Genomic DNA, 20,207 nt, shown 5'->3' with positions numbered 1-20,207 from the left:
ATGAAAACCATTCCCCATCGGCAGATCGCCGAGCCCGTTGTCACCTGCTCGACCTGTGCAGCCTGCTGCTGTCAGCTCGAAGTGATGCTGATCACCGATACCGGCGTGCCCGAGCGTTTTATCGATACCGACGATTGGGGTGGAGAGGTGATGCTGCGTCTGGATGACGGCTGGTGCGCGGCGCTGGATCGCGACACGATGATGTGCACGATCTACGAGAAGCGTCCGCTGATCTGCCGCGAGTTCGAAATGGGCGCGCCGGAATGCATCGACGAACGCCAGGGGATTGCCACGGCGTATCGCTGAATACAAAAAAGGAGCGCCAGGCGCTCCTTTTTCATGGGGGTTACAACGGCATCGTGTAATGCAGCGAGTAGCTTTCGACCCCATCGTTGTCGCTGCTCAGGCCGGCGTTGGAATAGTGCGTCGCACGGATCCCGACTTCATGCCCGCCATTGAAGCGCAGGCCGAAACCAAGGCGGTCTTCGAACTGGAAGGAACCGCCGAGCTTGTTGTCTTCGTATTCGGTGTTGGAGAACAGCGCCACGCCGATCCCCGCCTCGACATACGGTTTGACCGACTGACCGGCGAACTCGTAAACAAACACCGGCGAGAACGACAGGCTGTTGTTGCTCGACGTCTTGTCGCCTTCCCAATAAGTGTAGGCGCCGCTCCAGTAACCGGTCAGACGACCGACGTCACTTTGCAGCCAACTCTTGTCCCAGTCGAAATTCATGCCCAGGCGATAAGTCATGGTCGAATCGCTGGTAGCACCCACTGCAAACTCGACGCCAGCAGCCTGTGCGGTAAAACTTTGCCCCATCAGTGCAGCCGCAATCGCGGCCAAGCAGAATAGTCGCTTCACTTTGAAACTTCCTTTTCCGGAACGATCGTTTGGTTTTCTAGGTCACTCTGCGCTATAGAAATCTGCGCTTGGTCAGAAGTTCAGCTGACTTTTTAGATATTTCACATTTTTTTTACAAGGTGAATTTTTCGACGTCGCCATCGACTTGGCCCAGCAGGACCAAGGTACTGCGCAAAGACTCGGGATCGGCGCTGGTCCAGAATCTGACCGGGCGGTTCGGCCCTTCGGCGAGCAGGTCACGCTCGGCCAGAAGTCGCTGCAGTTGTCGAGCCACGGCCGCGCCCGTATCGATCAGGCTGATGCTCTCGGGGATCATCGACTTGAGCATCGGCTTGAGAAACGGGTAGTGGGTGCAGCCGAGGATGATCGTGTCGCAACCGTTGGCCAGAAGCGGATCGACATAGTGCTTGAGCAAGGCACGCAACTGGGGACTGTGCAGGTCGCCGCTTTCAATCAGCTCCACCAGTCCAGGGCATGGCTGCGTGATGACCCGCACATCCGTTGCGAAGCGATCGAGCAGCGCCGCAAATTTCGCGCTCTGCAAGGTCCCGGTAGTGGCGAGTACGCCCACAACACCGCTGCGGGTGGCGGCGGCCGCCGGTTTGACCGCCGGCTCCATGCCGACGATCGGCCACTCGGGAAAATCCCGGCGCAGATCGGCGACGCCGGCCACGGTCGCGGTGTTGCACGCGATCACCAGCGCCTTGGCGCCCTGCTCGCGGAAAAAACCGGCCATCACGCTGCAACGCTGGCGGATGAATTCCGGGGTTTTCTCGCCATAAGGAATATGGCCGCAATCGCCGAGGTACAGCAGCGATTCATTCGGCAGCAGTTGTTGGATTTCCGCCAGCACCGACAGACCGCCGACGCCGGAATCGAAGACGGCAATCGGCGCTTCACGCATGCTGCGAACCACAGACGCTGCAACCGGGGTCGCGCTTGACCCGCAGCTCACGGAAACGCGAGCCCAGTGCATCGATCAACAGCAGACGACCCACCAGTGGCTCGCCAAAACCTGCCAGCAACTTCAAGGCTTCCAGCGCTTGCAAGCTGCCGACCAGACCGACCAGCGGCCCGACCACGCCGGCTTCGCTGCAAGTCAGTTCGGCTTCGCTGCCGTGACCGTACAGGCAGTGGTAGCACGGGCTTTCGGCGCGACGCGGGTCGAACACCGAAAGCTGTCCTTCAAGGCGGATCGCGGCGCCGCTGACCAAGGGCTTGCGCGCCGCCACGCACGCGGCGTTGACCGCTTCGCGGGTGGAGAAATTGTCCGAGCAGTCGAGTACCACATCTACCGCCGCCACGGCTGCGGCGAGGGAATCCTCGTCCAGCGCCTGACGATGGGGCACCAGTCGGATTTCAGGGTTGATCGCGCTCAGGCGCTTGAGCGCCGAGTCGACCTTGGTCATGCCGACGCTATCGGTGTCGTGGATGATCTGGCGTTGCAGGTTGGTCAGGTCGACCGTGTCGAAATCCGCCAGGTGCAATTCACCGACACCCGCCGCCGCCAGATACAAGGCCACCGGCGCACCGAGACCACCGAGACCGACGATCAATACCCGACTGTCCTTGAGCTTCAACTGGCCATCGATGTCGATGTGTTGCAGCAGGATCTGCCGACTGTAGCGCAACAATTCCTGATCATTCAGCACGGCAGGCGCCCCAGGCTGATCCGTTGATGGCCGCCCAGATCGGTGCGGCTGTGGACTTCGTCGAAACCTTGCGTCAGCAGCAGATCGCGCACGGCTTCGGCTTGATCATAGCCATGTTCGAGCATCAGCCAGCCGCCGGCTTCCAGATGGGCCGGCGCCTGGGCGATGATCAGGCGCAGATCGTCGAGCCCGTCGATGCCGGCCACCAAGGCGCTTTCCGGCTCGAAACGCACATCGCCTTCCATCAGATGCGGATCGGCGGCGCGAATGTACGGCGGATTGCTGATGATCAACTCGAAACGCTTGCCTTCGAGGGCGCTGAACCAGTGACTGCTCAGCACCGTCGCGTTGTTCAGGTGCAGGCGCTGGCGATTGCGTTCGGCCAGGGCCACGGCTTCCAGCACGCGATCCACGGCGGTGACTTTCCACGCCGGGCGCTCGCTGGCCAGAGCCAGGGCAATCGCCCCGCTGCCGGTGCCCAGATCGAGAACTTTTGCCGGAGTCGCCGGCAGCAATTCCAGTGCGGCCTCCACCAGCAGTTCGGTGTCCGGGCGCGGGATCAGCGTGTGCGGCGCGACTTCCAGATCGAGCTTCCAGAAACCCTGCTGACCCAGAATGTAGGCGACCGGCTCGCCGCCGCGGCGACGTTGCAGGTACTCGGCAAAAACCAGAGCGGCTTCGCTGGGCACGATGCGCTCGGGCCAGGTGTGGAGAAAACTGCGGGATTTGCCCAGCGCGGCAGCCAGAAGCAATTCGGCGTCCAGACGCGCGGTGGGCGAGTCCGGCAGTTCGGCGGCGCGCAACAGGCTGGCGATGATGGTCATTTACTCACCTATCGCTGCGAGCTGGTCGGCCTGGTATTCGGCCAGCAACGGCTCGATCACCGCTTCGACGCCACCGGCGAGGATTTCGTCGAGGGAATACAGGGTCAGGTTGACGCGATGGTCGGTGACCCGTCCCTGGGCAAAGTTATAGGTGCGGATACGCTCGGAGCGGTCACCGGAACCCACCAGCAATTTACGTTCGCTGGCGATGGCGTTGGCCGCCGCTGCGGTCTGCTGGTCGTTGAGCTTGGCCGACAGCCAGGCCATCGCCCGGGCACGGTTCTTGTGCTGGGAACGTTCTTCCTGGCACTCGACAACGGTGCCGGTCGGTATGTGGGTGATGCGGATCGCCGAATCGGTGGTGTTGACGTGCTGACCACCGGCCCCGGAGGAGCGGTAAGTGTCGACGCGCAAATCCGCCGGGTTGATCTCGATGGCTTCACGCTCGTCCGGCTCGGGCAATACCGCCACGGTGCAGGCCGAGGTATGGATACGGCCCTGGGATTCGGTGGCGGGTACACGCTGTACGCGGTGCGCGCCGGATTCGAATTTCAGCTTGCCGTAAACGTTGTCGCCTTCGATGCGGGCGATGACTTCTTTATAGCCACCGTGTTCGCCTTCGTTTTCCGAGAGGATCTCCACGCGCCAGCCACGGCGTTCGGCGTAACGCGAGTACATGCGGAAAAGGTCACCCGAGAAGATCGCCGCCTCGTCACCACCGGTGCCGGCGCGGATTTCGAGAAACACGTTGCGCCCGTCGTTGGGATCCTTGGGCAGCAGCATGCGTTGCAGGTCGGATTCCAGCGTGATCAGCAATTCCTTGGCTTCGCGGACTTCTTCCACAGCCATTTCACGCATGTCCGGGTCGCTGTCCTTGAGCAGCGCCTGTGCGCCTTCAAGATCGCTTTGTACGCCGAGCAGCTTTTTATAGCCTTGTACCACCGGCTCAAGTTCGGCGTATTCCTTGGAATAAGCGCGGAATTTGGTCTGGTCGGAAATGACTTCGCCGTCGCCGAGCAGCGCGGTCAGTTCCTCGAAACGGTCCTGGAGAATGTCCAGCTTATTGAGCAGTGACGCTTTCATTGCGGTTTTTTATCCGAAAAGCTATCCGGTGAGCCCTCGAGGGCAAAGAGTTCCTGAGCCATGGCCAGCGCATCGAGGCGGCCTTCGGCAGAAAGCTTTTTCAACTGCACGCTCGGGGCGTGCAGGAGTTTGTTGGTCAGGCCACGGGCCAGTTGCCCGAGCACGTCTTCGGCGTTGCCGCCATTGGCCAGCAGGCGCAGGGCCTTTTGCAGTTCTTCGTCGCGCAGGCGTTCGCTCTGTTGACGATAGGCCTTGAGCACATCGACTGCCGCCAGCTCGCGCAGGCGCACCATGAAATCGTCGGCGCCGACCGAAACCATCTCTTCGGCCGCCTGCGCTGCGCCCTGACGGCTCTTGAGGTTTTCAGCGACCACTTCGTGCAGATCGTCGACGCTATAGAGGTAAACGTCGTCGAGTTCGCCGACCTCTGGCTCGATGTCACGGGGAACGGCGATGTCGACCATGAAGATCGGCTTGTGCTTGCGCAGCTTCAGCGCGCTTTCCACCGCGCCTTTACCGAGAATCGGCAACTGACTGGCGGTAGAACTGATGACGATGTCGCTGCGCACCAGTTCGGCCGGGATGTCCGAGAGCAACACTGCGTGGGCACCGAACTGCTCGGCCAGCAGGCTGGCGCGCTCCAGCGTCCGGTTGGCGACCACGATGCGCTTGACCCCCAGTTCATGCAGGTGGCGGGCGACCAGGGTGATGGTCTCGCCGGCGCCGATCAGCAGGGCCTGGCTGCGTTGCAGGTCGCTGAAAATCTGTTTGGCCAGACTGACGGCGGCAAACGCCACGGACACCGGGTTTTCGCCGATGGCGGTGTCGGTACGTACTTGCTTGGCGGCGTTGAAGGTCGCCTGGAACAGTCGCCCCAGCAGCGGCCCGATGGTGCCGGCCTCGCGGGCCACGGCGTAGGCCGATTTCATCTGGCCGAGAATCTGCGGTTCGCCCAGCACCAGCGAGTCGAGCCCGGAGGCGACACGCATCATGTGACGAACTGCCGCATCATCTTCATGCACATAAGCACTCGCGCGCAGCTCATCGAGGCTTAAATGGTGATAGTCGGCCAGCCAGCGCAGCACGATATCGGCCGAAAGCTGATCCTGTTCTATATACAGCTCACTGCGATTGCAGGTGGAGAGGATCGCAGCTTCGCGGCTGTCGGTGAGTCGGCAGAGCTGCTGCAAGGCCTCCACCAGCTGCTCAGGGGTAAAGGCCACGCGCTCGCGGACGTCTACTGAAGCAGTCTTGTGGTTGATACCGAGTGCAAGGAAGGCCATTCAAGGTCGCTGATGGTGACGTGAAGCCGGCAATTGTCCTACTTCGTCAGATTCAGAACAACTACCGCTGACTATTGTCCCAATTGCCGGCCCCTATAATGGCCACAATCGAGTCTCGGTTATGTTTGGCCGAAGGCTTGTGTCATGATGATCCGACCGCAGGTTAGTCGTCCTCTTCCTATATGAATAGATCTTCCGCGTTGCTCCTCGCTTTTGTCTTCCTCAGCGGCTGCCAGGCCTTGGCCCCCGTTTCGCAGGACGGTGCCTCACCGGTCGAAGACACCACGCCGGCTCCTGAAAAGCCCAAGGTTTACAGTTCGTTCAGCCAGGAAACGGTGTTCAGCCTGCTGAGCGCCGAACTCGCCGGCCAGCGCAATCGTTTCGACATTGCCCTGGACAACTACGTGACCCAGGCCATCAACACCCAGGATCCGGGCGTTTCCGAGCGTGCCTTCCGCATCGCCGAGTACCTGGGCGCCGACCAGCCGGCCCTCGATACCGCACTGATCTGGGCGAAAAACGCCCCTGACGACCTCGAAGCGCAACGCGCCGCCGCCGTGCAACTGGCTCGTGCAGGGCGTTATGACGACTCGATGGTCTATATGGAGAAAGTCCTGCAGGGCAAGGGCGACACCCATTTCGACTTCCTCGCGCTATCGGCCGCCGACACCGATCAGGAAACCCGCAACGGCCTGATGAAAAGCTTCGACCGCCTGTTGCAGCGTCACCCGAACAACAATCAGCTGATTTTCGGCAAGGCCCTGCTGATGCAGCAGGACGGCGACACCCAAGGTGCGCTGACCCTGCTTGAAGACAATCCGCCGGAAGATGGCGAGATCGCCCCGATTCTGCTGCGTGCACGCCTGCTGCAAGGGCTGAACCGTGGCGACGAAGCCTTGCCGCTGTTACAGAAAAGCATCAAGAAATACCCGGACGACAAGCGCTTGCGCCTGACTTACGCGCGGATGCTGGTGGAACAGGACCGGATGGACGATGCCAAGGTCGAGTTCTCCACCCTGGTTCAGCAATACCCGGAAGACGACGAACTGCGTTACTCGCTGGCACTGGTCTGCCTGGAAGCCAAGGCCTGGGACGAGGCCAAGGGTTATCTGGAAGACCTGATCGCCCGGGAAAGCCATGTCGATTCGGCGCACCTGAACCTGGGCCGCATCGCCGAAGAACGCAACGACCCACAAGGCGCGCTTATCGAATACGCCCAGGTCGGCCCCGGCAACGACTATCTGCCGGCGCAACTGCGTCAGGCCGATATTCTGATGAACAACGGCAAGACCGCCGAAGCCCAGAGCAAACTCGCCGCCGAGCGTGACGAGCAGCCGGATTACGCGATCCAGCTGTACCTGATCGAAGCCGAAACCCTGTCCGCCAACAATCAGGGCGACAAGGCCTGGAAAGTCCTGCAACAAGCGCTGCAGCAATACCCGGACGATCTGAATCTGCTTTATACCCGTGCGATGCAGGCGGAAAAACGCAATGACCTGGCGCAAATGGAAAAAGACCTGCGCCTGATCATCAAGCGCGATCCGGATAACGCCATGGCCCTCAACGCCCTCGGCTACACCCTGTCCGACCGCACCACCCGCTACGCTGAAGCCAAGGCGCTGATCGAGCAGGCGCACCAGATCAACCCGGAAGACCCGGCGGTTCTCGACAGCCTCGGCTGGGTGAACTTCCGCATGGGCAATCTGGAAGACGCCGAGAAATACCTGCGTCAGGCCCTCGAGCGCTTCCCCGATCACGAAGTCGCCGCGCATCTGGGCGAAGTGCTGTGGGCCAAGGGCAAACAGCGCGAAGCGAAACAAATCTGGGGCAAGTTCCTCAAGGACCAGCCTGACAGCACCATCCTGCGCAGCACCATCAAGCGCCTGACCGGATCCGAGACTCTTTAACTCATGTTTTTGCGCCACGTCATCGTTTTCAGCTTCATCGCCCTGCTCGCCGGTTGCGCGGGCTTCGGCGCCCGTGAATCGGTCGAAGGCCACGGCAATCCGGCACAGTGGGCCGCGAACAAACAACACCTGACCGGCCTCGACGGCTGGCAGATCGACGGCAAGATCGGCATCCGCGCCCCGAAAGATTCGGGCAGCGGCACGCTGTTCTGGCTGCAACGTCAGGATTACTACGACATCCGCCTGTCCGGCCCGCTGGGTCGTGGCGCGGCGCGACTGACCGGCCGTCCGGGCGCGGTGTCGCTGGAAGTGGCGAATCAGGGCCGTTATGAAGCGCCGACTCCGGAAGCACTGGTCGAAGAGCAACTGGGCTGGAAACTGCCGGTCTCGCATCTGGCGTGGTGGGTTCGCGGCCTCCCGGCACCGGACAGCAAAAGCCGTCTGACCCTGGACGGCAACAGCCGCCTGGCCAATCTGGATCAGGATGGCTGGCAGGTTGAATACCTCAGCTATGCCGAACAGAACGGTTACTGGCTGCCCGAGCGGATCAAGCTGCACGGCAGCGATCTGGACGTGACGCTGGTGATCAAGACCTGGCAACCGCGCAAACTGGGGCAATAACGCATGACCGCTCCACGCCTCACTTTGCCTTCACCGGCCAAACTCAACCTGATGTTGCACATTCTCGGTCGCCGTGAAGACGGTTATCACGAATTGCAGACGCTTTTTCAGTTCCTCGACTACGGCGACGAAATCACCTTCGCCGTCCGTGACGACGGCGTGATTCGCCTGCACACCGAATTCGACGGAGTGCCCCACGACAGCAACCTGATCGTGCGCGCGGCGAAAAAACTGCAGGAACAATCCGCCTGCTCGCTCGGCATCGACATCTGGATCGACAAGATCCTGCCGATGGGCGGCGGCATCGGGGGCGGCAGCTCGAATGCGGCCACCACCCTGCTTGGCCTCAATCATTTGTGGCGACTGGGTTGGGATGAAGATCGCCTGGCTGCACTGGGCCTGACGCTGGGCGCCGACGTGCCGGTGTTCGTGCGTGGTCATGCGGCTTTTGCCGAAGGTGTCGGTGAGAAACTGACCCCGGTCGAGCCCGCCGAACCGTGGTACGTCGTGCTCGTTCCGCAAGTCTCTGTTAGTACGGCAGAAATTTTTTCAGATCCTTTGTTGACACGTAACACGCCGCCCATTAAAGTGCGCCCCGTTCCCGAGGGAAACAGTCGAAATGACTGCTTGCCGGTGGTCTCGAGGCGTTATCCAGAAGTACGTAACGCATTGAATTTGTTAGGTAATTTTACCGAAGCAAAACTTACCGGAACTGGAAGTTGTGTGTTTGGGGGCTTCCCAAGCAAAGCTGAAGCTGATAAAGTCTCGGCCCTTCTGACAGAGACCCTTACAGGGTTTGTAGCGAAAGGAAGCAACGTTTCGATGTTGCATCGCAAGCTGCAAAGTCTGCTCTAAAGGAACCAAGTGCCCGGCACTTGCAAGCAACAGATACAGGGGCGTCGCCAAGCGGTAAGGCAGCAGGTTTTGATCCTGCCATGCGTTGGTTCGAATCCAGCCGCCCCTGCCATTTTCCTATACTCATCCAGGTATACCCTCAGCCTTCAGGTACTGCGCGTGTCCAAGATGATGGTCTTTACGGGGAACGCTAACCCCGATCTGGCTCGGCGTGTCGTACGTCAGCTGCATATCCCTCTCGGTGACATCTCTGTCGGTAAATTTTCCGACGGCGAAATTACAGCCGAGATCAATGAAAACGTTCGTGGTAAAGACGTCTTCATTATTCAGCCGACTTGCGCTCCGACCAACGATAACCTGATGGAACTGGTAGTGATGGCTGATGCCTTCCGCCGCTCCTCGGCTACTCGTATCACTGCTGTTATTCCTTATTTTGGTTATGCCCGTCAGGATCGCCGTCCGCGTTCCGCACGTGTGGCTATCAGCGCGAAAGTCGTTGCTGACATGCTCACCGTAGTCGGCATCGACCGTGTTCTCACGGTTGATCTGCATGCTGACCAGATTCAGGGTTTCTTCGATATTCCGGTAGATAACATCTACGGCTCCCCGGTTCTGGTGGATGACATTGAAGATCAGCGCTTCGAGAACCTGATGATCGTGTCCCCGGACATTGGTGGCGTCGTGCGTGCACGTGCCGTTGCCAAATCCCTGGGTGTGGATCTCGGGATCATCGACAAACGCCGTGAGAAAGCCAATCACTCTGAAGTGATGCATATCATCGGCGATGTCGAAGGGCGTACCTGCATTCTGGTCGATGACATGGTCGATACCGCCGGCACTCTGTGCCACGCGGCCAAGGCCCTGAAAGAGCATGGCGCAGCCAAGGTCTTTGCCTACTGCACACACCCTGTGCTGTCGGGTCGGGCCATCGAGAATATCGAAAATTCCGTGCTGGACGAGCTGGTGGTCACTAACACCATCCCGCTGTCCGCTGCAGCACAAGCCTGTGCACGTATCCGTCAACTGGATATCGCACCGGTTGTTGCCGAAGCGGTTCGCCGCATCAGCAATGAAGAATCGATCAGCGCGATGTTCCGTTAAGGGCCCTGCCCTTCTCGAAATGTCTCGTTGACGAAAAGCGCCCCGCCCCGGCATTCCTGCCGGGGCGGGGCTTTTTTGCCCATACCGTGTTCGGCGCTGGTCGCAAACGCCACTCGGTCATGGCTATTTTGGAGATACAAAATGAACGATTTTACTTTGAATGCTGAACTGCGTTCCGACCTGGGGAAAGGTGCGAGCCGCCGCCTGCGTCGTCTCGCTGCCCTGGTTCCAGCTGTTGTTTACGGTGGCGACAAAGCCCCTGAATCCATCAGCATGCTGGCCAAAGAAGTTGCCAAACTGCTCGAAAACGAAGCGGCCTACAGCCACGTTATCGAACTGAACGTTGGTGGCACCAAGCAGAACGTGATCATCAAGGCTCTGCAACGTCACCCGGCCAAAGGCCACGTGATGCACGCTGACTTCGTACGCGTTGTAGCTGGCCAGAAACTGACCGCTATCGTTCCTGTGCACTTCATCAACGAAGCTGCTCCAGTGAAGAAAGGCGGCGAAATCTCGCACGTTGTTGCCGAGATCGAAGTTTCCTGCCTGCCAAAAGACCTGCCTGAGTTCATCGAAGTCGACCTGGCTAACGCTGAAATCGGCACCATCGTTCACCTGTCGGACATCAAGGCTCCTAAAGGCGTTGAGTTCGTTGCTCTGGCACACGGCGATGACAAGGCTGTTGCCAACGTCCACGCTCCACGTGTTGCTCCAGAAGCTACCGAAGAAGGCGCAGCAGAGTAAATCACTCTGTCATGCCTGAGTGAGCAGGTAACATCGCGGACTGGAACGTAGCGAGAAAGCGGGCGGGAACGCGGAGTTTACATCCATGGTAAATGAGCATTTTTCGTCCACTTTCGCCGCCTTCCCTGATCGCGGCGATGTTATCCACCACTCAAAGGAAGGGCCCCTATCGTGACTGCCATCAAACTGATCGTTGGCCTGGGAAATCCAGGCGCTGAATACGAGCAGACCCGGCATAACGCAGGGGCCCTTTTTGTTGAGCGCATCGCCCACGCACAGAATGTGAATCTCGTGGCCGATCGCAAGTATTTCGGCCTGACCGGGCGTTTTTCGCATCAGGGTCAGGATGTTCGTCTGCTGATTCCCACCACCTACATGAACCGCAGCGGCCAGGCCGTGGCGGCACTCGCCGGTTTCTTCCGCATCAAGCCTGAAGAGATCCTGGTGGCACACGACGAACTCGATCTGCCTCCGGGCGTCGCCAAACTCAAAGTCGGCGGCGGCCATGGCGGTCACAACGGGTTGCGCGACATCATTGCGCAATTGGGCAATCAGAATACGTTCCACCGCCTGCGGCTTGGCATCGGCCACCCGGGCGTCGCCAGTATGGTTTCAAATTTCGTCCTGGGTCGTGCGCCACGCGCCGAACAGGAAAAACTCGATGCCAGCATCGACTTTGCCCTCGGCGTGCTGCCGGATATCCTCGCCGGTGAATGGAACCGCGCGATGAAAAACCTGCACAGCCAGAAGGCCTGACTCTAATCCGAGGGGAAACACCATGGGATTCAATTGCGGCATCGTCGGCCTGCCTAACGTCGGCAAGTCCACCCTGTTCAACGCCCTGACCAAGTCCGGGATCGCGGCCGAGAACTTCCCCTTCTGCACCATCGAGCCGAACAGCGGCATCGTGCCGATGCCGGATCCGCGTCTCGACGCTCTGGCGGCCATCGTCAATCCGAAGCGCATCCTGCCGACCACCATGGAATTCGTCGACATCGCGGGCCTGGTTGCCGGCGCGTCGAAAGGTGAAGGCCTGGGCAACAAGTTCCTGGCCAACATCCGCGAAACCGACGCGATCGCTCACGTCGTGCGCTGCTTCGAAGACGAGAACGTGATCCACGTCTCCAACAGCGTCGACCCGAAACGCGACATCGAAATCATCGACCTGGAACTGATCTTCGCCGACCTCGACAGCTGCGAGAAGCAACTGCAGAAAGTCGCGCGCAACGCCAAGGGCGGTGACAAGGATGCAGTGGCCCAGAAGGCTCTGCTGGAACAACTGATCCCGCACTTCAGCGAAGGCAAGCCTGCGCGCAGCCTGATGAAGAACATGAGCGCCGACGAAAAGGCCATCATCAAGGGCTTCCACCTGCTGACCACCAAACCGGTCATGTACATCGCCAACGTCGCTGAAGACGGTTTCGAGAACAACCCGCACCTGGACGTGGTCAAGGCCATCGCCGAAGAAGAAGGCGCGATGGTTGTCCCGGTCTGCAACAAGATCGAAGCGGAAATCGCCGAGCTGGACGACGGCGAAGAGAAAGACATGTTCCTCGAGGCCCTGGGCCTGGAAGAGCCTGGCCTGAACCGCGTGATCCGCGCCGGCTACGAAATGCTGCACCTGCAGACCTACTTCACTGCCGGTGTCGAAGAAGTCCGCGCCTGGACCGTCCGCGTCGGTGCCACCGCACCGCAAGCAGCCGGCGTGATCCACACCGACTTCGAGAAAGGCTTCATCCGCGCCGAAGTGATCGCCTACAACGACTTCATCCAGTACAAGGGTGAAGCAGGCACCAAGGAAGCCGGCAAATGGCGCCTGGAAGGCAAGGATTACATCGTCAAGGACGGCGACGTGATGCACTTCCGCTTCAACGTGTAAAAGCTGCACCCAAGAAAAAGCCGCGTTGATACGCGGCTTTTTTTTGCCCGAAATTCAGCCTGTCAGGCTTTTTTGGTTCTCGGCAGGAAGATCGCCAGCACCCCGAACAGCGGCAGGAACGAGCACAGGAAGTACACGTATTCGATGCCGTGGATGTCCGCCAGATGCCCGAGCAACGCCGCGCCAATCCCGCCAAAGCCGAACATCAGACCGAAGAACACCCCGGCAATCATTCCGACGTTGCCCGGCACCAGCTCCTGCGCGTACACCACGATCGCCGAGAACGCTGAAGCGAGGATGAAACCGATCACCACGCTCAGAACGCTGGTCCAGAACAGGTCGACATGCGGCATCAGCAGCGTGAACGGTGCCACGCCAAGGATCGAGAACCAGATCACCGCCTTGCGCCCGATCTTGTCGCCGATAGGTCCGCCAAAGAACGTGCCCGCCGCCACTGCGCCGAGGAACAGGAACAGGTGCAATTGGGAACTGGCAACCGACAGGTCGAACTTCTCGATCAGGTAGAAGGTGAAGTAGCTGGTCAGGCTGGCCATGTAGAAGTACTTGGAGAACACCAGCAGACCGAGCACCACCAGAGCGCTGATCACCCTGCCCTTCGACAGTCCGTGAGTGGCGGCCTGGCCGGCCTTGAGCTTGAACAGGTTCAGGTGATGGGCGTACCAGCGGCTGATGCGATAGAGCACGAACAGCGCAAACACCGCGAACAAGCCGAACCAGGCCACGTTGCCCTGCCCGAAAGGAATGATGATCGCCGCCGCGAGTAACGGGCCGAAGGCCGAACCGGCATTACCACCGACCTGGAACGTCGACTGCGCCAGACCGAAACGCCCACCAGAAGCCAGGCGGGCGATACGAGAAGCCTCGGGGTGAAAGGTTGATGAACCAATGCCGATCAGCGCCGCCGCCAGCAGAATCAACGGAAAACTGCCAACCATCGACATCATCACGATGCCAATCAGGGTGCACACAGAACCTGCCGGCAACAGCCACGGTTTCGGATGGCGATCGGTGTGATAACCGACCCACGGCTGCAGCAGCGAAGCGGTCAATTGGAAGGTCAGGGTAATCAGGCCGACCTGGGTAAAACTCAAACCATAGTTGGCCTTGAGCATCGGATAGATCGACGGCAACACTGACTGGATCAGGTCATTGATCAAATGCGCCAGCGCCACCGCGCCAATGATGCGCATCACCAAAGGGCTGCTCTGGGGAGGAGCGGACGCCGAGGCAGCGGCGGTCTGAACATTGCTGATAGCCATGGGAATTTCCGGACTGCAGATGGGTGCACGCGGGCAGGTGCGTCAATGTGCCATTTTTCGGTGCGTCAGCGCCATCCTCTTAGCCAGCTAACGAACTATTCAGTCGTCGCGCCGCAAGTGATAGCGCAACGCCATGGTCTGAATCTTGCCTTGCTTATCGGCTTGAACGCGGCGCCCTTACAAAGGGCATCGAGAATGGGAAGTTTCGCTACAGAGCCGGCCTACAGAGCGGGCAAGGGTGAACTTTCGAGGCCTTTTAGCAGGGCACCAATCCCGGTCGCAGCGACCGGGATGCACGCCGATGGTGCGTGGTGTCCAGAGGAGTCATGGGGCATGCAGGCTTTTTTATCACCGGGGATCAGGTTGCTGGGGCGGTTTGGCTTCGCGCGTAAATTCCAGTTGTTGTTTCTGCTGTTTATCCTGCCATTGGCCGGCAGCCTGTTAATGATCGGCCAGGACTATCGCGACAAACTCAACCTGATCGCCGGCGAACGTGCCGGTGTGCGGCAGTTGCTTGCCCTCGATGCACTCGACAACCTGCTCGCCGCTCAACGTGACCGCGCCGCCCGCTGGCGCGCCACGGAAACCAACCGCCAGCCGACGCCCGCCACCCTGGCCGCCGTGGCCGCATTCGATGGCGTGCAACCTGCCGTGGCCCAGGCCACGCTGGAGCTGGGCAATGCCTTGCAAGCCGAAGGCGCGGAAAGCGAAACCCTGACCCGCTATCAGGCTCTGCAAGCCGCGCTCAATGGTCTGGACTCGAAAAGCCTTTCCGGTGTCGGCTGGTGGCCGGACGGTTACGACCGCTTCACCAATGCGCTCAGCGCCCTGCAAGCGTTGCGCGAACAAATCGCGATGGACAATCGGCTGATCCTCGCGCCGTGGCTGGAAACGTATCTGCTGACACAGATTTCCACCCAGCACGCACCGGACCTGATCGAGCGGGTCGGCCGACTGGCAGCCGTCGGCCAGGCTTCTGTAGTTTCCGGCCAGTTCACCCTGCAAAGCCGTCTGCAACTGCGTGACCTGCGCAGCCGTATCGGCGACGCCCGCGAGCAGTTGGTGAAAACCGCGAGCCTGCTCGAAGCGCGTCTGCCGCCAGCCCTGCAAGGCTGGGCCGGGCAGTATCACGACAGCCTCAAACAGCTGGATGCCGGGTTGAAAGTGCTGGATGACGGCGTGTTCGGCGGCAGCATCAATCTCAAGCCGGAAGAGTTCGAACGCAGCCTTGACGCCCTGCTCGGCAACCTTGCCACGTTGCGCCAGCAATCGCTGGTGTCGCTGGATCAGCGGCTGGATGACTACCATGGATCGGCGATTCGTCAGTTCATCGTTGTCGCGGCGGTCTTCGGTTTTCTGTTGCTGGCGGCGCTGTACCTGTTCGTCTGCCTGCAAGCCTCGATCCGCCGCAGCGCCAGTGGCATCACGCTGCTGGCCGAGGCCCTGCGTGACGGCAATCTGAGCCTGCAAGTGCCGGTCGTGGGCCGTGATGAACTGGCGTCGATCAGCACTGCACTCAACGTGGCCGTGGTGCAGTTGCGCACCAGCCTGCTGGGTGTCGATCACGAGACTTCGCAACTGAGCAACGCCGTGCGCAGCCTTAATGATCACTCCAGCGGAGCTCTCAGCGAAGTCGAAGCGCAGCAATTGCAGATCAGCCAGATCGCCGCCGCAGCCACGCAATTGGCGGCGACCTCCCAGGGCGTGGCGCAGAGTTGCGAACAGGCTTCCGGCAGCGCCCAGCACACCCGGCGCATCGCTGCCGACAGCAGCCGTGACAGTCAGCGCACCACGGCGAGCATTCAACAGCTCAATCAGCGCCTGAACGAAACTGCCGCAGCGCTCGGCCGGGTCAGCGAGCAAGGGCAGCAGATTCAATTGGTGGTCGACACCATCCGTGGCGTCGCCGAGCAGACCAACTTGCTCGCACTCAACGCCGCTATCGAGGCCGCTCGCGCGGGTGAACAAGGTCGTGGTTTTGCCGTGGTGGCGGATGAGGTGCGCAGCCTGTCGCAACGTACGCAGTCGTCCACGGCGCAGATTGCCGGAACGGTCGACAGCCTGCGCAATACGGTCAATGAAGCCGTGAGCCTGATGGAGGCTGCGTGCGGCCAGGCGCAATCGGACGCGGAAGCCGTCACGGGACTTGGCGAACGCCTGGGGGAAATCGCCAGCGCCGTGCAGAGCGTCACTGACACCCTCGCCCAGATCGCCACGGCAGTCGAAGAACAGGCGAGCACCGCCGATGAGGTCAGCGGCAATATCCAGCAGGTGGATCAGGCGGCGGTTCGCCTGCTCGAGGGCGCGCGGGCAGTGAACCTTGCGGCGGACACCTTGAGCCAGGGCAGCCATGCCTTGAGTGCCAACACCGGAAGATTTCAGCTGCGTTGAAAGCCCTTCCCGCGCCTTTTTTCGGCGCGGGAGGATAAGCGGTTGAAAATAAGGAGAAATATTTTGAATTTACGCTTGACGCTTTTCCATTTCAGGGGAATAATGCGCGCCACTTGGCTACATAGCTCAGTTGGTTAGAGCATAGCATTCATAATGCTGGGGTCCGGGGTTCAAGTCCCTGTGTAGCCACCAAGTACTAAAAACGGCTTACCGAAAGGTAGGCCGTTTTTTTATGCCTCGAGAAAAGTGCCCTCCCCGCTGGATCGGTCTGATTCTGTAGGAACCCGGTGCGAAAGGCGTACGAAGAGGATTTTTCGTTCGTCCAGGCACCTGCATCTGCGCCAGTCGATTTGATCGCCATCCCGATTGACCGACACGCTCCCCTGTCTCGATTCCAGGACAGACAGGGAGTGGTCATGAACCTGAACAAATTCCTTTTCGACGATGAGTGGCGTCGAAAACGCCCGAGCGAAAACGCGACATGGACCGGATGGATTCCACCCCCGCCACCAGAACCCGTTTATATCCGGACAGACGAATGGCCCACCCCGACGCCCCGCGACGATCTGGTATTTGCCAAATCCTGCACACCGGATAACTGGTGCCGGACGGATGCCGGCACAACACCTGAGCCCGCCTCTCACTTTGGCAAAGTCATGGTGGCAGGCGCCCTGCGCATTCCCGCTGCCAGTCACGCCGTAGCGAAGGCCATCGGCGCCGATCTGGCGTTGGGGCGCATGGCCGGTGGTGGAATCCTGCAGCAGCGCCTTAATTGGGCAATCCGCGGTGCGGGAGGCCCGGCCAGCGTGTTTATCCTCGGGATGCTCCCGACCCGAATGGGCGACGGCACGCTTCACACTGATGAACAGCTACGCAGCATGAGCCGCGCCACCACTCGCGTGCGGTTCCAGTTCCGACGCGATGCCGAAGGCGTCATGCAGGTTTACGGCATCCACACCGGAGCCTCGGGCGACGACTCGGTGCGTACCGTAAAAGTCGAGTGGAACAACGACAAGAGCGCCATGGAGGCGAAGCTCAACGACATCACGATTTTGTGGACGCCGCAACGCGGGCCGCTGGGATCGATGCCGCCGCTGGTTCATCCGGAGCACGGCGAAGCACTGAGTACGATCCTCGTCCACCCGATCGCCGCGAACACCGACAGCCAGATTGAAATCCTGCCCGGCGAAGACATCACCGCCGAGGATTGTATTCTGGTGTTCCCGGCGGAGACCGGGCTGAAGTCGTTGTATGTGGTGTTTTCGAAACCGGCGAGATTGATGCCGGGGACGGTGACGGGGGTTGGGGAGGATGTTTCCGGTGTATGGCTTGACCATGCCCGGGGGGATCTGGTGCGCCAATCCCAACCAGCATTGCCGATTCGCTAAGAGGGCGTGAATATTCCAGCTTTGATTCATTCAGGCGCGCCTTCTGGGCCGAAGCATCAAAAGATACCAGGCTAGCCGGGCAACTCAGCGAAGATAGCTTGGAGCGTATGCGCAACGGAAAGGCGCCTCGCGCCCGATTAGCTGATGCGGCTGGTAAAAGAATCTCTCACGAAATTCATCATGTGGAACTGATATCTCAAGGCGGCGAGGTCTATAACGTTGACAACCTGAGGGTCCACACTCCTAAAAATCACGTCGAAATACACCAGGATTGAGGCAACTGCATGAGCGACCCCTTCATCAAAAGCAATTTCTCTGATTACACCGAACAAGACTTCGTTGAGTTCATTGACGAGATCAGAAAGGAAGACAAGGCACCTACAGATGACCGTGCAGATATTCTATTGTTGCACTTCAACAAGATCGTTGGGCATCCGAGCAAGATGGATCTTATCTACTACCCTGAGCCAGGTGCTGACACGTCGTCATCTGGCATAGCCCGTACAATCGCGACATGGCATGAAGCAAACGGACTGCCAGGATTCAAGAAGTGAAGATTCATGGTCAATCACTGAAATGACTTCACACCACTAAGTATTAAAAACGGCTTACCAAAAGATAGGCCGTTTTTTTGTGCCTCGAGAAAAGTGGCCCACTTCAGTGGGCCGGCATGATTCCGTAGGAACAGAGCGCGAAAGGCGTACGAAGAGGATTATTCGTTCGATCAGGCCTCTGCATCCCGGCAAGTCGATTTGATCGCCATCCCGATTGACCGACACGCTCCCCTGTCTCGATTCCAGGACAGACAGGGAGTGGTCATGAACCTGAACAAATTCCTTTTCGACGATGAGTGGCGTCGAAAACGCCCGAGCGAAAACGCGACATGGACCGGATGGATTCCACCCCCGCCACCAGAACCCGTTTATATCCGGACAGACGAATGGCCCACCCCGACGCCCCGCGACGATCTGGTATTTGCCAAGTCCTGCACACCGGACAACTGGTGCCGGACGGATGCCGGCACAACACCTGAGCCCGCCTCTCACTTTGGCAAAGTCATGGTGGCAGGCGCCCTGCGCATTCCCGCTGCCAGTCACGCCGTAGCGAAGGCCATCGGCGCCGATCTGGCGTTGGGGCGCATGGTCGGTGGTGGAATCCTGCAGCAGCGCCTTAATTGGGCAATCCGCGGTGCGGGAGGCCCGGCCAGCGTGTTTATCCTCGGGATGCTCCCGACCCGAATGGGCGACGGCACGCTTCACACTGATGAACAGCTACGCAGCATGAGCCGCGCCACCACTCGCGTGCGCTTCCAGTTCCGGCGTGATGCCGAAGGGGTCATGCAGGTTTACGGCATTCACACCGGCGCTTCGGGCGATGACTCGGTGCGTACCGTAAAAGTCGAGTGGAACAGCGACAAGAGCGCCATGGAGGCCAAACTCAACGGCATCACCATTCTGTGGACGCCGCAACGCGGGCCGCTGGGATTGATGCCACCGCTGGTTTATCCGGAGCACGGCGAACCACTGAGCACGATCCTCGTCCACCCGATCGCCGCGAACACCGACAGCCAGATTGAAATCCTGCCCGGCGAAGACATTACTGCCGAAGATTGTATTCTGGTGTTTCCGGCAGAGACCGGGCTGAAGTCGTTGTATGTGGTGTTTTCGAAACCGGCGAGATTGACGCCTGGGACGGTGACGGGGATTGGTGAGGATGTTTCCGGGATATGGCTGGCGGGAGCAGGAACGGGGATTGGTGTGCCGATTCCCACGCGAATAGCAAACAGGCTCAGAGGGCGGGAGTTTTCAAGTTTCGACAAATTCAGGGAGGCGTTTTGGGAGGAAGTGGCCAATGATCCTGATCTGGCGGAACAATTCATACAGGGGAACATCGAGCGAATGCGCAATGGTTTGTCGCCAAAGGCTCGCAGGCAAGACTGGGCGGGAGACAGAACATCTTATGAGTTGCATCACGTCGAGCATATTGCCAATAACGGCGCGGTATACGACATAGACAACTTGCGAGTGAACACTCCAAAAAATCACGTTGAAAACCACCGAAGTGGATAGCCATGAAAAAAACCATTTCTGACTACACAGAAGCTGAGTTCATTGAGTTTCTGAAATCCGTGCTGGCGGCCAATACAAGTCCCGATGAAATACTTGATCCGTTACTTTTTGAGTTTGAACGTCTCAGTGAGCACCCGGCAGGATCTGACTTGATTTATTGGCCGGAGGATTTGAGCAAAAGAGTGACAGCCGAAGGCATCACAGAAACGGTGAAAGAGTGGCGTGCTGCCAACGGCCTACCTGGTTTCAAGCAGTAAACATCTGG

21 protein-coding genes and 2 tRNA genes are annotated in these 20,207 nt (G+C 59.6%); 16 read left to right on the top strand and 7 right to left on the bottom strand.

Features of this window, described 5'->3' with window-relative positions; translation table 11 throughout:
- Nucleotides 1–306 (top strand): YkgJ family cysteine cluster protein, encoded by a 306-nt coding sequence (locus QRN46_RS28385; protein WP_011335918.1) that lies wholly within the window; start codon nucleotides 1–3, stop codon nucleotides 304–306.
- Between the two features lie 40 nt (nucleotides 307–346).
- Here QRN46_RS28385 and QRN46_RS28380 read toward each other — a convergent pair whose 3' ends face one another.
- The 6 genes from QRN46_RS28380 to hemA all read right to left on the bottom strand — a co-directional run bounded on the left by QRN46_RS28380 (nucleotide 347) and on the right by hemA (nucleotide 5,707).
- On the bottom strand, nucleotides 347–865 hold the full coding sequence (locus tag QRN46_RS28380; protein ID WP_011335919.1) for an acyloxyacyl hydrolase: 519 nt from the start codon (nucleotides 863–865) through the stop codon (nucleotides 347–349).
- Nucleotides 866–977: 112 nt separating this feature from the next.
- Nucleotides 978–1,769 carry a glutamate racemase gene (gene murI, locus QRN46_RS28375; RefSeq protein WP_011335920.1) on the bottom strand — a complete coding sequence of 264 codons (792 nt, stop codon included), beginning with the start codon at nucleotides 1,767–1,769 and terminating at the stop codon, nucleotides 978–980.
- Nucleotides 1,762–2,517: a molybdopterin-synthase adenylyltransferase MoeB gene (locus QRN46_RS28370; RefSeq protein ID WP_011335921.1), complete on the bottom strand. Its 756-nt coding sequence runs from the start codon at nucleotides 2,515–2,517 to the stop codon at nucleotides 1,762–1,764. The genes murI and QRN46_RS28370 overlap by 8 nt, the downstream gene beginning before the upstream one ends.
- Nucleotides 2,511–3,341 carry a peptide chain release factor N(5)-glutamine methyltransferase gene (gene prmC, locus QRN46_RS28365; protein ID WP_011335922.1) on the bottom strand — a complete coding sequence of 277 codons (831 nt, stop codon included), beginning with the start codon at nucleotides 3,339–3,341 and terminating at the stop codon, nucleotides 2,511–2,513. Before prmC ends, QRN46_RS28370 begins: the two co-directional genes overlap by 7 nt.
- Complete coding sequence (gene prfA / locus QRN46_RS28360; protein WP_221616186.1) at nucleotides 3,342–4,424, bottom strand: peptide chain release factor 1; 1,083 nt, start codon at nucleotides 4,422–4,424, stop codon at nucleotides 3,342–3,344.
- Nucleotides 4,421–5,707, bottom strand: coding sequence for a glutamyl-tRNA reductase (gene hemA, locus QRN46_RS28355; RefSeq protein ID WP_007951716.1), 1,287 nt, complete (start codon nucleotides 5,705–5,707; stop codon nucleotides 4,421–4,423). The genes prfA and hemA overlap by 4 nt, the downstream gene beginning before the upstream one ends.
- 182 nt (nucleotides 5,708–5,889) lie before the next feature.
- Between hemA and QRN46_RS28350 the strand changes: the two genes are divergently transcribed.
- The 8 genes from QRN46_RS28350 (at nucleotide 5,890) to ychF (ending at nucleotide 12,814) form a co-directional block, all read left to right on the top strand.
- Nucleotides 5,890–7,614 carry a tetratricopeptide repeat protein gene (locus tag QRN46_RS28350; RefSeq protein WP_007951720.1) on the top strand — a complete coding sequence of 575 codons (1,725 nt, stop codon included), beginning with the start codon at nucleotides 5,890–5,892 and terminating at the stop codon, nucleotides 7,612–7,614.
- A gap of 3 nt (nucleotides 7,615–7,617) precedes the next feature.
- Nucleotides 7,618–8,235: a lipoprotein insertase outer membrane protein LolB gene (gene lolB / locus QRN46_RS28345; RefSeq protein ID WP_011335924.1), complete on the top strand. Its 618-nt coding sequence runs from the start codon at nucleotides 7,618–7,620 to the stop codon at nucleotides 8,233–8,235.
- Between the two features lie 3 nt (nucleotides 8,236–8,238).
- Complete coding sequence (gene ispE / locus QRN46_RS28340) at nucleotides 8,239–9,090, top strand: 4-(cytidine 5'-diphospho)-2-C-methyl-D-erythritol kinase (RefSeq protein WP_011335925.1); 852 nt, start codon at nucleotides 8,239–8,241, stop codon at nucleotides 9,088–9,090.
- A gap of 37 nt (nucleotides 9,091–9,127) precedes the next feature.
- Nucleotides 9,128–9,202, top strand: a tRNA-Gln gene (locus QRN46_RS28335).
- Nucleotides 9,203–9,249: 47 nt separating this feature from the next.
- Nucleotides 9,250–10,191, top strand: coding sequence for a ribose-phosphate pyrophosphokinase (locus QRN46_RS28330; protein ID WP_003171603.1), 942 nt, complete (start codon nucleotides 9,250–9,252; stop codon nucleotides 10,189–10,191).
- A 141-nt stretch (nucleotides 10,192–10,332) separates the two neighbouring features.
- On the top strand, nucleotides 10,333–10,935 hold the full coding sequence (locus QRN46_RS28325) for a 50S ribosomal protein L25/general stress protein Ctc (protein WP_011335926.1): 603 nt from the start codon (nucleotides 10,333–10,335) through the stop codon (nucleotides 10,933–10,935).
- A gap of 171 nt (nucleotides 10,936–11,106) precedes the next feature.
- On the top strand, nucleotides 11,107–11,691 hold the full coding sequence (pth, locus tag QRN46_RS28320; RefSeq protein ID WP_007951726.1) for an aminoacyl-tRNA hydrolase: 585 nt from the start codon (nucleotides 11,107–11,109) through the stop codon (nucleotides 11,689–11,691).
- A 22-nt stretch (nucleotides 11,692–11,713) separates the two neighbouring features.
- Entirely contained in the window at nucleotides 11,714–12,814 is a 1,101-nt protein-coding gene (gene ychF / locus QRN46_RS28315; protein ID WP_007951727.1) for a redox-regulated ATPase YchF, read from the top strand.
- 62 nt (nucleotides 12,815–12,876) lie between these two features.
- On the opposite strand, the gene QRN46_RS28310 is transcribed toward ychF, so the two are convergent.
- Entirely contained in the window at nucleotides 12,877–14,094 is a 1,218-nt protein-coding gene (locus QRN46_RS28310; RefSeq protein WP_221616184.1) for an MFS transporter, read from the bottom strand.
- A 333-nt stretch (nucleotides 14,095–14,427) separates the two neighbouring features.
- Here QRN46_RS28310 and QRN46_RS28305 point away from each other — a divergent pair, with 333 nt between their 5' ends.
- From QRN46_RS28305 to QRN46_RS28280, 7 genes are all read left to right on the top strand, one after another.
- Nucleotides 14,428–16,485 (top strand): methyl-accepting chemotaxis protein, encoded by a 2,058-nt coding sequence (locus tag QRN46_RS28305; protein ID WP_011335928.1) that lies wholly within the window; start codon nucleotides 14,428–14,430, stop codon nucleotides 16,483–16,485.
- A 115-nt stretch (nucleotides 16,486–16,600) separates the two neighbouring features.
- Nucleotides 16,601–16,677, top strand: a tRNA-Met gene (locus QRN46_RS28300).
- Between the two features lie 224 nt (nucleotides 16,678–16,901).
- Nucleotides 16,902–17,873, top strand: a complete 972-nt coding sequence (locus QRN46_RS28295; protein ID WP_285358717.1) for an S-type pyocin domain-containing protein — start codon at nucleotides 16,902–16,904, stop codon at nucleotides 17,871–17,873.
- Entirely contained in the window at nucleotides 17,846–18,148 is a 303-nt protein-coding gene (locus QRN46_RS29040) for a pyocin-S2/colicin E7-DNase domain-containing protein (protein WP_350310512.1), read from the top strand. The genes QRN46_RS28295 and QRN46_RS29040 overlap by 28 nt, the downstream gene beginning before the upstream one ends.
- Before the next feature lie 9 nt (nucleotides 18,149–18,157).
- Nucleotides 18,158–18,427 (top strand): bacteriocin immunity protein, encoded by a 270-nt coding sequence (locus QRN46_RS28290; protein ID WP_011335930.1) that lies wholly within the window; start codon nucleotides 18,158–18,160, stop codon nucleotides 18,425–18,427.
- A 264-nt stretch (nucleotides 18,428–18,691) separates the two neighbouring features.
- Nucleotides 18,692–19,942, top strand: coding sequence for an S-type pyocin domain-containing protein (locus QRN46_RS28285; protein WP_285358714.1), 1,251 nt, complete (start codon nucleotides 18,692–18,694; stop codon nucleotides 19,940–19,942).
- A gap of 2 nt (nucleotides 19,943–19,944) precedes the next feature.
- Nucleotides 19,945–20,199, top strand: coding sequence for a bacteriocin immunity protein (locus tag QRN46_RS28280; RefSeq protein ID WP_011335932.1), 255 nt, complete (start codon nucleotides 19,945–19,947; stop codon nucleotides 20,197–20,199).
- Nucleotides 20,200–20,207: the final 8 nt, after the last annotated feature.

It is taken from the genome of Pseudomonas sp. lyk4-R2A-10, assembly GCF_030209075.1.
Classification (GTDB): Bacteria; Pseudomonadota; Gammaproteobacteria; order Pseudomonadales; family Pseudomonadaceae; genus Aquipseudomonas; species Aquipseudomonas glycinae.
This window is presented reverse-complemented; position numbering and strand designations above follow the sequence as displayed.